Origin of the sequence: Mycobacterium heckeshornense, assembly GCF_016592155.1 — a bacterium.
Taxonomy (GTDB): Bacteria; Actinomycetota; Actinomycetes; order Mycobacteriales; family Mycobacteriaceae; genus Mycobacterium; species Mycobacterium heckeshornense.
In genome coordinates this window covers 1-14,333 of record NZ_AP024237.1, presented here as the reverse complement: position 1 = coordinate 14,333, position 14,333 = coordinate 1, and the positions used below count along the sequence as shown (strand labels likewise).

Sequence of the window (14,333 nt, the reverse complement as noted above, 5' to 3'; positions counted from 1 at the left end):
TGCCGGGTGCGGGCTTTCGGGCTCAGTAGCCCAGCGGGCCGACGGGCTGAGCGACATGCATGCGCAGCGGTTCGGTGTGGCCGACAATCCGCACGTCGGGTTTGACCTGCTCGTCGTAGCCGAGACCGAAGCGGATCACGTACTGCTTGTAGAGCGCGACCAGGGGAGCGGCGGCCAACGCCGCCTGCATGGCCGCGGCATCGCCGACGGCGCTGATCGTGTAGGGCGGGCTATAGGTACGTCCGTTGAGCAACAAGGTATTTCCGACGCAGCGCGGTACCGAGGTAGCGATGACGCGTTGGTCTTGGATCTGGATGGCTTCCGCGCCGGCGCTCCACAGCGCGTTGAGCACCGCCTCCACGTCCTGCTGGTGCACCACCAAGTCGTCGGGGGATGCGTCGCGGGGGAACCGGCCGTTGGCGTCGCGCTGGGCGTCGCTAAGCGTTACCACCAAGCCGGGCCCGTGGACCGGATCCAGCCCGGCCTCGCCGGTGAGTTCCGCCGAGCGCGCCCGCATCGCCGCCAATGCGCTGTCCGCAGAGCGACCATGCGTCGAATCGATCTTGGCGGCCAGCGCATCTCGCTCGCTGCCGAGCCGGTCTACCGACGACTGTTCCGCGCGAACCAGGTCGACCAGCCGCGGGGCATCGCTGCGGCGGATCTCGCTGCCCCCCGACACGCCGTGGGTGGCCGCCAGCAGCAGACCGGCCAGCATCCACACTAGCGGTACCGCGAATCGCCACGGGGAGCGCGTGTGGCCCGGGCTGGTCATCGGCTTTCCGTTTCCTGCGCGGCGTGTGCGTTAATCTCGTAGCCGCTATCGTTGCATCCGCCCCGTTCGAGTGTCCGAGGTTTCGCCGAGGTATCAATGCCCAAGTCGAAAGTCCGCAAGCGCAGGGACTTCACCGCCTCCGCGGTGAGCCGCACGCCGGTCAAGGTCAAGGCCGGGCCGTCGAGCATGTGGTTCGTCGCGTTGTTCGTGGGCCTGATGCTGATCGGGCTGGTCTGGCTGATGGTGTTTCAACTAGCCGCCGCCGGCAGCCAGACCCCCACCGTGCTGACTTGGATGTCAGACCTCGGCCCGTGGAACTACGCGATCGCGTTTGCTTTCATGATCACCGGTCTGTTGCTCACAATGCGCTGGCACTGACCGATGCGCGTACCGTGATGAATTCATCTTCGGCGGGAATCGTTTCTGTGCTGGCAACCTTACCGTCATCCAATCACACGAATGTGATTCATCCCCATTGTTGATAGCGCTTGTGGATAACCGCATCGCCGGTGGTGAGAGGGTCTAGCGGCTTGGTTCAGCAAACGCACTGGGCGCCCCGAACAGCCGCCATCGCAGGCTGCGGCGCCGCAGGGATGCTGATGGCTATCGGGTCTGTGACGCTTGTCACAGACATTCCTGGCAGGATTTTCACAGGTATTGCCGCCGCGGGTTTGATCTTGTTTGCAAGCGTTTCGTGGCGCGCGCGCCCAAAGCTGGCAATCACGGCCGACGGGCTTGTCGTGCGCGGATGGCTGCGAACGCAGCTATTGCGGCGCCCCCAGGTCAAGATCATTCGGATTGTCGAGTTCCGCCGCATCGGGCGCAAACTCCGGCTGCTCGAGATCGAGACCGTCGACGACCAGCTGCGGATTTTCTCCCGCTGGGACCTGGGCACCGACCCGCTGGAGGTGCTTGACGCGCTCACCGCCGCAGGCTACGCCGGTCCGGAGGTCAGCGAAACCAGCTCATGAGATCGTGACCGATTCGATGACGACAGGCTCGGTCGGCCGGTCGTTGCCGTCGGTGGGCGTGCCGGCGATCGCGTCGACAACCTTCTGCGACTCCGGGTCGATCACCTCGCCGAAGATCGTGTGCCGCCGGTTGAGGTGCGGCGTCTTTTCGACGGTGATGAAGAACTGCGACCCGTTCGTGCCTGGTCCGGCATTGGCCATCGCCAGCAGATAGGGCCGGTCGAACTGCAGCTCGGGGTGGAACTCGTCGGCGAACTTATAGCCCGGGCCGCCCCGACCGGTGCCGGTCGGATCGCCGCCCTGGATCATGAACCCCTTGATTACCCGGTGAAACACCGCGCCGTCGTAGAACGGGCCGGAGGTGCCGCCAGAGGCGTTCTGGCTCGAGTATTCCTTGGTGCCTTGGGCCAAACCCACGAAGTTAGCGACGGTCTTGGGCGCATGGTTACCGAACAGGGCGATCTTGATGTCACCGCGGTTGGTATGCAACGTAGCGGTAGCGGTCTGAATGGGGCTGGTAGTCACGGCAGCCGAGTCTGCCATTGCGCACGCGCCCGCCCGCACCGGGTCCCCCGCGACGCTGCCCACGGCAGGCGCCCGAACACCAGCAGCCGAGCTCGTCGCGCACACGGGCGTCGTCGATGATGGCAGGCTGGGATGGGTTCGGACACACAGCGACAGGAAGGCGCGCTATGAGCTTGACGGCCAATGGTCGGCTGACCCCGCGACAGCGGTTGACCCGTGGCCTGGCCTATACGGCGGTCGGTCCGGTGGATATCACCCGCGGTGTCGTCGGGCTGGGTGCTCACTCCGCTCAAGTGGGCGCCGCCAACCTGCTCCGGCGGTACCGAGAGGGCCGGCTGGCGCGTGACCTCGCCGGCGCCCAGCAGACCCTCACCCAGGAACTGGCGGCCGCCGGCGAGGTGGTGTCCGGCCTTCCCGCAGCCCTGCAGCATGCACGCCGATCCCGGCGTCGCAGCAAGCGGCCCTGGGTCCTCGCGGGTGTGGTGACGGCAGTGGTTCTGGCCGCTGGTGCTGTCGCGTTCTCGGTCGTCCGGCGCTCGTCACGCAACGAGCCGTCGCCGCGGCCGCCCAGCGTCGACGTGCAACCAAAACCGTGATCAAGGGTGGAGCCTAGGGGATTCGAACCCCTGACTTCTGCCTTGCAAAGGCAGCGCTCTACCAACTGAGCTAAGGCCCCTCGTCACACTCCGCGGCCACGTGCCACACCTCGACGCCGCGGCGGCACCGTACCACCGTCACCACCACACCGATAACGGCGAGCAGTGTCGCGACTTTCGCGGCGCGTCGGGAAAAACACATGACAGTGGGCCTAGGAGGACTCGAACCTCCGACCTCTTCGTTATCAGCGAAGCGCTCTAACCGCCTGAGCTATAGGCCCGTACTCCCGCACGGCCGAGCGACGAGATTACCGTACCGGCCGCACACTGCCCAAACACGATTACCGGCACTAGTCTCGGTCAGCCAGCGTCACCTCGATACCGCCGATCAAGTCCGTCGTCAGGTTGTAGATGAACGCGCCTACGGTGGCCATTGCTGTCAGCAAGACAATATTGACCAGGCCGATCAGCGCCGCGCCTCCGAAGATCGTGCCGCCGGAAACCAGCTCACCCCTGGTACCACCGCCAGCGTTGGTAAGCAAGTCGCCGACGTTGCTGTTCAGCTTGCTCCACACGCCCATGCCGCCCAGCACCAGATAAAGGAACGCCACCGCGATCATCCACACGAAAAACAGCGTCACCGATAGCACCAGCGACACCTTCAACGTGCTCCACGGATCGATCCTGCGCAGTTGCATGCTGGCGCGAACCGGGCCGCGGGGTCTCCGGGCCACCGTGAACCGCGGCTCCGGTCCCGTCGGCCGGCCCGGCGATGGCGCTGCGTCGGTTGGCTGCTCGGATGCCGGTTGGCGCTGCCCTGACCGCGGCGAAGGCCCGGACAGATCGGGCAATTCGCTGAGGTACGCATCGCCATGCCGGCCCTCCTCGCCGCGTTCCGGGTGGGCCGGCTCCGGTCGCGGCGCAGCGAAGGCCGCGGGCGCGGCAGTCCCGGTGATGAACCGGTTCAGCCGGGCCCCGACCTCGCCGGATTGGCCACCCGCACGGGGTTCGGCGTTCGGCGAGGTTTCCGGTGCCGAGCGTTGTGGTGGATGGGGCCGGTCGGGGCGCCGCGGCCGCCGGTCGCCGATTTCGGGCACCCGACCGGTGTCGGCGATTCCCGGCGCGGGTGTGTGCGGGCCGCCACGATCGGGAGAGCCATTGCGCTCGCCCAGGTTATCGCCGGGTCTGGGGTATCCCGGCTCGTTCGGTGAAGTCATCGCCCCGGCTCCTTACCTGTGTACCCGGGCCGCCCGGGCGGTGACGGCGGCCGCTTCGGCGTCGGGTCGATTGGGACTGCCCGCCCCGGCCCGGCAAGCGCAAACGCCCACCTCGGCATCGTATCGTCAGCCTAGGCGTGATGGTCCGGTTCCTCGGCGGCGTCGGTTTCCTCGGCATTGCGTGCAATGGCTACCAGTGTGTCGCCCTCACCCAAGTTCATCAACCGCACACCCTTGGTCTGCCGCCCGGCCTTGCGGACCTGCCGGGCCGCGGTGCGGATCACCCCTCCCCCGGAAGTGATGGCGTAGACCTCGGTGTCGTCATCAACGATCAACGCCCCCACCAGCTTGCCGCGCCGGGGGTCGTACTGAATCGTCAGCACCCCTTTGCCGCCGCGTCCCTGTATCGGGTATTCCTCGATCGCGGTGCGCTTGGCATAGCCACCCGAGGTGGCGACCAATAGATAGGTGTCTTCCCGGACCACGTTCAGCGACAGCAACCGGTCGTCGGTATTGAACCGCATGCCTTGTACACCGGAGGTGGCCCGGCCCATTGGCCGCAACGCTTCGTCGTTTGCCGAGAACCGGATGGATTGGCCGTTGGCCGACACCAACAGCAGGTCGTCGTCTGCCGAGCAGAGCACCGCGCCGACGAGTTCGTCACCGTCGCGGAGGTTGATCGCCACAATCCCGCCCGAGCGGTTGGAATCGAACTCGGTGAGCCTGGACTTCTTCACCAACCCGTTGCGAGTGGCCAGCACCAGATACGGGGCGTCGGTGTAGCTGCGGATCCGGATCACCTGAGCGATGCGTTCCTCCGGCTGGAATGCCAGCAGGTTGGCCACATGCTGACCGCGCGCCGTGCGAGCGGCCTCCGGCAGCTCGTAGGCCTTCGCCCGGTAGACCCGGCCCTGACTGGTGAAGAACAGGATCCAGTCGTGCGTGGAGCAGACGAAAAAGTGCGCGACGATGTCGTCCTGCTTGAGGCCCGCCCCCTGAACTCCTTTGCCGCCGCGTTTCTGGCTGCGGTACAGGTCGGTCTTGGTGCGTTTGGCGTACCCGGTTTCGGTGATGGTGACGACCACGTCCTCGCGCGCGATCAGATCCTCGTCGCTGACCTCGCCGTCGGCGGCGACGATGCGGGTGCGGCGGTCATCACCATGTTTGTCGACGATCTCGGCGAGCTCGTCGCGCACGATTCGGCGTTGCCGCTCGGGTTTGGCCAGGATGTCTTCCAGGTCGGCGATCTCGGCCTCGATCTTGGCCAGGTCATCGATGATGCGCTGGCGTTCCAGCGCGGCCAGCCGGCGCAGCTGCATGTCCAGGATCGCCTGGGCCTGGATTTCGTCGATCTCGAGCAGCTCGATCAGACCAGCTCGGGCAATGTCAACCGTCTCCGACGCCCGGATCAGTGCGATCACCTCGTCGAGGGCGTCGAGCGCCTTGACCAGCCCGCGCAGGATGTGGGCGCGTTCGTTGGCCTTGCGCAGCCGGTATCGGGTGCGCCGCACGATCACGTCGAGCTGATGGTCGACGTAGTAGCGGATCAGCTGGTCCAGCCGGAGCGTGCGCGGCACGCCGTCGACGATGGCGAGCATGTTGGCGCCGAAGCTGGTCTGCAGCTGGGTGTGCTTGTAGAGGTTGTTCAGCACCACCTTGGCCACCGCGTCGCGTTTGAGCTCGATGACGATGCGCAGGCCCACCCGGTCGCTGCTTTGGTCTTCGATGTTGGCGATTCCGGAAAGCTTGCCGTCGCGGACCTGCTCGGCGATCGAGGTGATGAAGTTGTCGTGGTTGACCTGATACGGCAACTCGGTGATGACCAATGCGGTTCGGCCCTTTGCGATCTCCTCGATCTCGGCCACGCCGCGCATCCGGATCGAACCGCGACCGGTGGTGTAGGCCTCGGCTATGCCCTGGGTGCCCACAATCAACCCGGCGGTGGGAAAGTCCGGCCCCCTGACCCGCTCGGTGACCGCCTTGAGCGTCGCTTCTTCGTCGGCGTCGAAGTTGTCCAGGCACCAAAACACCGCTTCGGCGAGTTCCCGCAGGTTGTGCGGCGGGATGTTGGTCGCCATCCCGACCGCGATGCCGCCCGAGCCATTAGCCAGCAGGTTGGGAAACCGGCTCGGCAGCACCGTCGGCTCCTGCACTCGCCCGTCGTAGTTCGGGATGAAATCGACTGTCTCCTCATCGATTTCACGCAGCATCTCCATCGCAAGCGGAGTGAGCCGCGCCTCGGTGTTGTGACTGACGAAGCCGTTGGTGACGAATGCGTGGTCCTCGGTATCGACGCGGAGGCTATAGACCGGCTGGACGCCCGCATGGGTCACACTTGCGACTCTCGCGTAGTAGAAGCGCCCGTCGGTCAGCTCGGTCGCAATGGCACGGGCGTCCGGGTCGCTGTCGTGTGCTTGCAGGAAGCGCGCCAGTCCAGGGACGCCCACCGTGTAGGTTGTGGGCGAGAATTCGTGTTTTTCGCGCCCACAACCTGCACGGTCGACGCTTAATGCGCTTCGTTGGATTACCGCGTAATCGCCCGGCTTGATTTCTTCGATCAGTTTCCACAGCAGGGTCGGCACGCCCGCGACATCGACCAAACACAGCAACGGGTGGTTGGCGGTGCCCGTTACGTGCAGACCTTCGATTGTGCGGACCGTGTACACCGGATGCTCGCCCGAGTGGAACAGCCGGTCGGCGAGCACAGGATTACCGTGGCGGTCGAGCACTTTCAGGTCGATCGCGTTGTCGCTGTCGGGGTGCGCACCTGGCACGATGTCGGCGATGCGCACTGACTGGCCCTCGGGTAGTGCGACCACCGCATCTCCGGTGACGCAGTAGCGCATCGCGGCCGGCGGGTCGTTACCTGGGGAACCGAAGTTGCCCTGGCCGTCGACCAGTGGATAGCGCATCGACCACGGCTGCGCCATCCGCACCAACGTGTCGTAGATCGACGCATCGCCGTGCGGGTGATAGTTGCCCATCGTCTCGGCCACCGACCGCGCCGACTTGGCGTGGCTGCGATCCGGGCGGAAGCCGGAGTCGTACATGGCGTAAAGCACCCGGCGGTGCACCGGTTTGAGGCCGTCGCGCACTTCGGGCAACGCCCGGCCGACGATCACGCTCATCGCGTAATCGATGTAGCTGCGCTGCATCTCCTGCTGGATGTCGACCGGTTCCACCCGGTCGAGCGAATCATCCCCGGGGGGCAGCGTGGTGTCGGTCATCTATTCCTCGCTTGCGATCAGCCGCGGGTCAGACGTCAAGGAAGCGAACATCCTTCGCGTTGCGGGTGATAAAGCTCCGCCGGGCGTCGACGTCCTCGCCCATCAGGATGGAGAACAGCTCGTCAGCCGCGGCGGCGTCATCGAGGGTGACCCGCCGCAGCACCCGGACCGAGGGATCCATTGTGGTTTCCCACAACTCCTTGGCGTCCATCTCACCGAGCCCTTTGTAGCGCTGGATGCCGTCGTCCTTGTTGATCTTCTTTCCGGCTTTCAGCCCGGCTTCCAGCAGGGCGTCCCGTTCGCGATCGGAGTAGGCGAATTCCGGTTCGGCGCGCAGCCATTTGAGCTTGTACAGCGGCGGTTGCGCCAAGAACACATGCCCGTTTTCGATCAGCGGCCGCATGAACCGGAACAGCAGCGTCAACAGCAGCGTGGAGATGTGCTGGCCGTCGACATCGGCGTCGGCCATCAACACGATCTTGTGGTAGCGAAGCTTGGAGATGTCGAATTCGTCGTGAATCCCGGTGCCGAGCGCGGTGATGATCGACTGCACTTCGGTGTTTTTGAGCACCCGGTCGATGCGGGCCTTCTCGACATTGATGATCTTGCCGCGCAACGGCAAGATAGCTTGAAACATCGAGTCGCGACCGCTCTTCGCCGAACCGCCTGCCGAATCACCTTCCACCACATACAGTTCCGACTTACGCGGATCGGTGGAACGGCAGTCGGCCAGCTTGCCGGGCAGTCCGCCAATGTCTGTCGCCGTTTTGCGGCGCACCAATTCTCGGGCTTTTCGCGCGGCGATGCGCGCCTGCGCCGAGGAAACCGCCTTGTTGACGACGGTCTTGGCGTCAGATGGGTTGGATTCGAACCAGTGGGTGAGCTGTTCGTTGCATACTTTCTGCACGAACGACTTGACTTCGGTGTTTCCGAGCTTCGTCTTGGTCTGGCCCTCGAACTGCGGTTCGGCGACCTTGACCGAAATCACCGCAGCCAAGCCCTCCCGGATGTCGTCGCCGGTGAGGTTCGGATCCTTGTCTTTTAGTAGTTTTCGGTCCTTGGCGTACTTGTTGACCACGGACGTGAGCGCGGCCCGGAAACCCTCTTCGTGGGTGCCGCCTTCGTGGGTGTTAATGGTGTTGGCGAAGGTATGCACGGACTCCGAGTAGCCGGCGTTCCACTGCATAGCGATCTCGACCTCACACCCCGGGCCCTTGCCGGAGAAGTCGACGATGCTGGAGTGGATCGGGTTCTTGGTGCGGTTGATGTGCTTGACGAAGTCGACCAGACCGCCCGGGTAATGGAACGTGCGATGTTTAACTTTATGCGGCGCAACCGATTCGGCTGCACGCTCCTCCGCGGATTTTGGTGCATCGGCCACATCGCTGACCACCTCGTCGACGACCTCGTCCTGGGTGACTCGCTCGTCGGTCAGTGTGATGGTCAGCCCCTTGTTAAGAAAGGCCATCTCCTGCAGTCGGCGGGCGACGGTCTCGAAATCGTATTCGGTGGTTTCGAAGACCTCGGGGTCGGCCCAAAACCGCACTGTGGAACCGGTTTTCTTGGTCTTAGCGCCCTGTTTGAGAGTGCCCGGCACGGAGTGGTCGTAGAACTGGAACCACTCATAGCCGTCGCGGCAGATTTCGACCTCCAATCGGGTCGACAGCGCATTGACAACCGACACACCGACCCCGTGCAAGCCGCCCGATATCGCATACGCCTCGGAGTCGAATTTGCCGCCGGCGTGCAACTGGGTCATCACTACGTCAACCGTGGGTATCCCGGACGCGTGCATCGCGACCGGAATGCCCCGGCCGTCGTCGCGGACTTCGACCCCGCCATCTGCGAGCAGCACCACGTCGACCCTGGTGGCGTAGCCGGCCATCGCTTCATCGACGGCGTTGTCCACGACCTCCCAAATAAGGTGATGCAGGCCACGTTCGCCGGTCGACCCGATATACATGCCCGGGCGTTTACGGACAGCCTCCAACCCCTCGAGAATGGTGATGGACTGGGCGTCGTATTCCTCTTGTGCCTTCTTCTTCTGGGCAGCCACGGTTGGAAAGCTCTCCTTGGGGGTCGCGTGCGAGCGGTCCAGTCACCGCAGCAGCATCGTGGCTCCAGTCTACCGTTACGAGCGGACAGCACCGATTTTCCCGGGGTGTTTCTACCCAGCTGACCGCGCCGTGTGCTGACCATCTTGATGGCATGCAGGTCCTGACGGCAGCCGAGCCGATCGCTGCGCTCCTGGCGGTTCTGAGCCGATAAATCCCGCCCGGCGTGCCAGCCTCAACCGTAGGTGTCGCGCGGACCCCGGCCGGCAATATGTAACGGACCTTTACGCCACGACGGCGCCGCCGGACCCGAAATTTTCAGCGACGTCACAACACCGTCGCCGACCGCGGCGGCAATTTTCGCCAGCAGTTGCGCCTGCATAATCCGCAACTGGGTGGCCCAGGCCGTCGACTCGGCCGCTATCTTCAACACGCCGTCGTTCAGCCCGGTGGGGGTGGCGTGGTCGGCGATCTGATGCCCGACGACCGACGCCCATTGGCCCAGCACCGTGCCTTCGGCCACCCTGGCCGACCACCCGCGCTGTTTGGCCAGCTCTCGCGCCACCGCCCCGAGTGGCTGCGGATCGCGGGGATCCGGCCCCGGTCCTGACCACCGGCGCCGGTTTCCGGCGCCGGCGACCCGATGCGTAACCGGTGCTTTTCGCCCACGACCAACGTCGCGGCCGCGCAGCCGCGCGGCCTCACGGGCTTCCTCGAGTGTGCGCCGCACCAAATCCATACCCACTGGCATCGGTGGCTCGCGGTCGTTGACGGAGTCGGTCATGGCCGTATCACCGAGACTCGGCCGCCGTCGTCGTCACGCAAGCCGATCAGAACCTGCCGGGCGTCCCAGTCTTTCGGGATGTCCTCGGCTACCGCAGCGGTGACTAACACCTGCTCCGCCGCCGCAGCAACGGCGGCTAATGCCCGCCGCCGTGTGGTGTCGAGTTCGGCGAACACGTCATCAAGCAATAGCACCGGTTCGCTGCCGTCCCGGCGTAACAATTCATAGGCCGCGAACCGTAGCGCCAACGCCAGCGACCACGATTCCCCGTGGCTGGCAAAGCCTTTAGCCGGCTGATCACCGAGTTGCACGTCCAGATCGTCGCGGTGCGGGCCGATCAAGCACACGCCACGTTCAAGCTCGACTGTGCGCCGCTGCGCCAGCGCCGACAACAGCGCCCCCTGCAGAAACTGTGGATCGGCATCCCCGCCACCGTCCAAAGCGATGCTCGCCCGATAACCGATGCTCGCCGTCCTGGATCCGGGCGCCAATAGCTGGTAGGCCTTTTCGACTTCGGGTGCCAGCTCGTTAATCAGCTCGATACGGGCGGCCATCAATTCGGCACCATGTGCAGCCAACCGGCTATCCCATACGTCTAGCGTGTCGATGAGGCCCGAATCGCGTTGGCGGGTACCGGTCACGGTTTTCAATAGCGCGGTACGCTGCCGCACCACTTTGTCGTAATCGGCCCGCACCGCCGCGACACGCGGGCGTCGCAGCGCGGCCAGATCATCGAGATAGCGGCGGCGATCCATCGGATCCCCGCGCACCAACGCCAAATCCTCCGGCGCGAACAACACCGCCCGCAATACCCCGACCACGTCGCGGACACCACGCACCGATGAGCGGTTGAGCCTTGCCTTGTTCGCTCGCCCGGTGTTGATCTCCACATCAACCGCGCATTCCCGCCCGCCGTTAACCACGATGGTTGAGATCACGGCCCGCGCCGCACCGGTGCGCACCAACGGTATGTCGGTGGCCACCCTATGCGACGTTAAAGTCGACGAATACCACAGCGCTTCAACTAAATTTGTTTTGCCGTACCCATTCGGGCCGATGAACACCGTGCAGCCGGGCTGCAAATCCAGTTCCGTGTCCGCCCATGACCGGAAGTCGCGCAATCCCAAATACCGGACGTACACGCTATGCCTTACCCGGGCAAACGTACCGGCATCAACAGATAAACGTAACTGCTGTCGACAGCGGGGAAGGGCCCCGAACCGTTCGGCGTGGGCTCGTCACCAGACGCCGGACGCAGCAGAGCGGGCCGGCTCGAAGTGGTAAAACCGAACGACACTCGCTCAGAATGCAACGACCCCAGCCCTTCCGTCAGATAGGTCGGGTTGAACGCGATGGTCAGCGGATCGCCGACGAATTCCACCGGCAAGTCTTCTTCGGCCCTGCCCACGTCGTCGGCACCGGCGGAGAGCCGCAAAAGCCCGTCGGCAAACTCCATCCGAATCTGGGCTCCACGCTCGGCCACCAGCGCAACCCGCTTAATCGCTTCGGTCAACTCGGCCACACCTGTCGTAGCGATCGCGGTGTGCTCGGTTGGCAACAGTTGGCGAAACTTCGGGAACTCGGCATCAAGCAGGCGTGTGGTGGTGCGCTTACCGTCGCCGCTGATGCCCAGCAGACCATCTTTGCCGACCCCCGCCCCAGCGCCCAACGACAATCGCACCTCCGAGCCATCCAGGCCCGCCTTGGCCGCCTCCGCCAACGTCTTGGCCGGCACCAGTACCGCCGCCTCAACGTCAGGCGACACCGCCGACCAGGTCAGTTCACGAACCGCCAACCGAAACCTGTCGGTGGCGGCCAAAACAACCGTTTCCCCCGAGATCTCCAGCCGAATACCGGTCAACATCGGCAGGGTGTCATCCCGTCCCGCCGCCACCGCGACTTGGCTAATCGCCTCGGCGAACACGTCAGCGGACAATCGCCCGGTTTCCGCCGGCAGAGCCGGCAACGCCGGGTAATCCTCGACCGCCATCGTGGGCAGTGAGAACCTGGCGCTGCCGCATGTAAGCGACACCCGCGTACCGTCGACGTGAAAGTCGACCGGCCGGTCCGGCAGTGCGCGAGTGATATCCGACAACAACCGACCGGAGACCAAAACCGTTCCAGGAGAAGCTATTTCCGCGGCCACCCGCACTTCAGCGGAGACCTCGTAGTCGAAACCGGAAATCACCAGCCCGTCGTCGGAGCCGGTCAGCAAAACTCCCGCCAGGACCGGCACCGCCGGCCTGGTGGGCAGGGTACGGGCCACCCAAGCCACCGCCTCGGCGAAGTCGTCGCGTACTAATCGAAACTTCAAGTCGCTGAGGCCTACTTTCGTCGTCGCCACGTCCATGCCGGTCCCTTCACCACCATCACAACAAGCCTCAAATCAGACGGCTAACCGCCCCCGCGAACCGGGGGGCCGCCGGTGACGAACGCCTGCGGCCGCAATCCGCTGTGGCGACCGTAATCGGCAGTCGAAGAACAACCGTAGAGCGTCCGGGCCCATCTTGAAAGCTAGTCGGCGGTGCCGACGGGTGATCGCCGGCTTCCCGAGTTCGTGTGCGGGTGAGAGGTGTCCCCAGCGCCATCTTCGATAAAGACTTGAAGGTGACATCTCAATAGCAGTAATAGGTCCTGTGCAATGTGGGGATAGCGGGGCTGCGGCGCTGTTCGGCGCACTGGCGAGGTGTGGATCGCCGCGTTGATAGTTGCGTGGGCAGTTGCCGGTGATTGGGGATGGCGCATCGGTGTACACGCTGTGGACACGGTAGTTGAACCGCGGCCGGAGCTTATGCACAAGTTATGCACATCGGGTCGCGGCGTTGTGATGACGGTCAGCGCTTGGAGCGTTGCCGGATGCGGGTAGTGAGTTCCTTGACATGGTCGAATACCTCTTGGCGTTCGGCCATCTCACCGCGGACTTTGCGTTCGGCGTACATCACGGTGGTGTGGTCGCGGTCGAATGCTTGACCGATTTTCGGAAGCGATAGGTCGGTGAGTTCTCGGCAGAGGTACATCGCGATTTGCCGTGATTGGGCCAGTGCCCGGGTTTTGCCGGGCCCGCGAAGTTCTTCGACCGTGGTATCGAAGTATTCGGCGGTGGCTGCCATGATCGTGGCGGCGCTGATTTGCATGCTGCTGGCGTCGGTAATCAGGTCGCGGAGCACAATCTCAGCCAATGCCCGGTCGATGGGGGTCTTGTTGAGCGACGCGAAGGCGGTGACTCGGATCAGTGCGCCTTCGAGTTCGCGGATGTTGCGTTCGATGCTGCTGGCAATGAGCTCCAGGACGTCGTCGGGTACGGCAAGACGTTCCATTTGGGCTTTCTTGCGTAAAATCGCGATCCGGGTTTCCAGCTCAGGTGGCTGTACGTCGGTGATGAGACCCCATTCGAAACGGGTTCGTAGCCGATCCTCGAGGGTGGCAAGTTGTTTGGGTGGCCGGTCCGATGAGATGACAATTTGTTTATTGGCGTTGTGCAGTGTGTTAAACGTGTGGAAGAACTCTTCCTGGATACCTTCTTTGCCTTCGATGAACTGAATGTCGTCGACCAGTAGGATGTCGACATCGCGGTAGCTGCGTTTGAACGCGACTTTGCGATCGTCACGCAGGGAGTTGATGAAGTCGTTGGTGAATTCTTCGGTGGAGACGTATTTGACTCGCATACCGGGGAAAAGTCGTTGCGCATAATTGCCCGCTGCATGCAACAAGTGGGTCTTTCCAAGGCCGGATTCTCCCCAGATGAACAGCGGGTTGTAGGCGCGAGCCGGGGCTTCGGCAATTGCCAGGGCGGCGGCATGCGCGAACCGGTTCGAGGCACCGATGACAAACGTGTCGAACGTGTAACGCCGGTTTAAACTGGTTCCCCCGGCCGCTGCGGCGTCTGCGTTGCGCGGTCGTTCGGTGAAATAGGCCGGCCAGTTTTCGTGGGCGCTGGCCAGCGCCTCCCGGTCTTCGTCGACTTCGTCGGAATCTAACGGGGGGTCGTCCGGTTGCGTTACGGCATCGTCGTGCGGTTCGGCCGTTTCCGGTGGGGCAATGCGCACGCCGAGTTGGATTGGCTGACCGAGCCGACGACTCAGCGCGTCGGTGAGCTGAGTGCGCAGGTGCCGTTCGATTTCGTTTTGGACGAAACTGCTGGGAACCGACAGCAGGGCAAACCCTTCGACGATGGTGAGGGGCTGCAC

At 64.1% G+C, this 14,333-nt stretch carries 12 protein-coding genes and 2 tRNA genes; 3 read left to right on the top strand and 11 right to left on the bottom strand.

What is annotated here, in order from left to right; translation table 11 throughout:
- Positions 1-22: 22 nt before the first annotated feature.
- The gene (locus MHEC_RS00070; RefSeq protein WP_048891397.1) at positions 23-772 is read right to left on the bottom strand and encodes a DUF881 domain-containing protein; all 750 of its coding nucleotides are present in this window, start codon (positions 770-772) and stop codon (positions 23-25) included.
- Positions 773-868: 96 nt separating this feature from the next.
- On the opposite strand from MHEC_RS00070, the gene crgA reads away from it, so the two are divergent.
- Together crgA and MHEC_RS00060 are read left to right on the top strand one after the other, a co-directional pair.
- Positions 869-1,150, top strand: coding sequence for a cell division protein CrgA (crgA, locus tag MHEC_RS00065; protein WP_048891396.1), 282 nt, complete (start codon positions 869-871; stop codon positions 1,148-1,150).
- Between the two features lie 215 nt (positions 1,151-1,365).
- Positions 1,366-1,743, top strand: a complete 378-nt coding sequence (locus tag MHEC_RS00060) for a PH domain-containing protein (RefSeq protein ID WP_048891395.1) — start codon at positions 1,366-1,368, stop codon at positions 1,741-1,743.
- On the opposite strand, the gene MHEC_RS00055 is transcribed toward MHEC_RS00060, so the two are convergent.
- Positions 1,738-2,286 (bottom strand): peptidylprolyl isomerase, encoded by a 549-nt coding sequence (locus MHEC_RS00055; protein WP_048891394.1) that lies wholly within the window; start codon positions 2,284-2,286, stop codon positions 1,738-1,740. The two genes, MHEC_RS00060 and MHEC_RS00055, sit on opposite strands and share 6 nt — an antisense overlap.
- 149 nt (positions 2,287-2,435) lie before the next feature.
- On the opposite strand from MHEC_RS00055, the gene cwsA reads away from it, so the two are divergent.
- Entirely contained in the window at positions 2,436-2,864 is a 429-nt protein-coding gene (cwsA, locus tag MHEC_RS00050; RefSeq protein WP_048891393.1) for a cell wall synthesis protein CwsA, read from the top strand.
- 7 nt (positions 2,865-2,871) lie between these two features.
- On the opposite strand, the gene MHEC_RS00045 is transcribed toward cwsA, so the two are convergent.
- From MHEC_RS00045 to dnaA, 9 genes are all read right to left on the bottom strand, one after another.
- Positions 2,872-2,944 (bottom strand) — tRNA-Ala (locus tag MHEC_RS00045).
- 127 nt (positions 2,945-3,071) lie between these two features.
- Positions 3,072-3,145, bottom strand: a tRNA-Ile gene (locus MHEC_RS00040).
- A 69-nt stretch (positions 3,146-3,214) separates the two neighbouring features.
- Positions 3,215-4,081: a DUF3566 domain-containing protein gene (locus tag MHEC_RS00035; protein WP_048891392.1), complete on the bottom strand. Its 867-nt coding sequence runs from the start codon at positions 4,079-4,081 to the stop codon at positions 3,215-3,217.
- Between the two features lie 131 nt (positions 4,082-4,212).
- Positions 4,213-7,308: an intein-containing DNA gyrase subunit A gene (gyrA, locus tag MHEC_RS00030; RefSeq protein ID WP_048891391.1), complete on the bottom strand. Its 3,096-nt coding sequence runs from the start codon at positions 7,306-7,308 to the stop codon at positions 4,213-4,215.
- A 28-nt stretch (positions 7,309-7,336) separates the two neighbouring features.
- Positions 7,337-9,364: a DNA topoisomerase (ATP-hydrolyzing) subunit B gene (gene gyrB, locus MHEC_RS00025; protein ID WP_048891390.1), complete on the bottom strand. Its 2,028-nt coding sequence runs from the start codon at positions 9,362-9,364 to the stop codon at positions 7,337-7,339.
- 233 nt (positions 9,365-9,597) lie between these two features.
- Positions 9,598-10,146 carry a DUF721 family protein gene (locus tag MHEC_RS00020; protein WP_048891389.1) on the bottom strand — a complete coding sequence of 183 codons (549 nt, stop codon included), beginning with the start codon at positions 10,144-10,146 and terminating at the stop codon, positions 9,598-9,600.
- A complete protein-coding gene (recF, locus tag MHEC_RS00015; protein WP_048891388.1) occupies positions 10,143-11,288 on the bottom strand; it encodes a DNA replication/repair protein RecF in 1,146 nt (381 codons plus the stop codon). Before recF ends, MHEC_RS00020 begins: the two co-directional genes overlap by 4 nt.
- Positions 11,289-11,296: 8 nt before the next feature.
- Positions 11,297-12,496 carry a DNA polymerase III subunit beta gene (dnaN, locus tag MHEC_RS00010; RefSeq protein WP_048891387.1) on the bottom strand — a complete coding sequence of 400 codons (1,200 nt, stop codon included), beginning with the start codon at positions 12,494-12,496 and terminating at the stop codon, positions 11,297-11,299.
- Between the two features lie 484 nt (positions 12,497-12,980).
- The coding region (gene dnaA, locus MHEC_RS00005) for a chromosomal replication initiator protein DnaA (RefSeq protein WP_201399381.1) at positions 12,981-14,333 on the bottom strand (1,353 nt) is incomplete at its 5' end.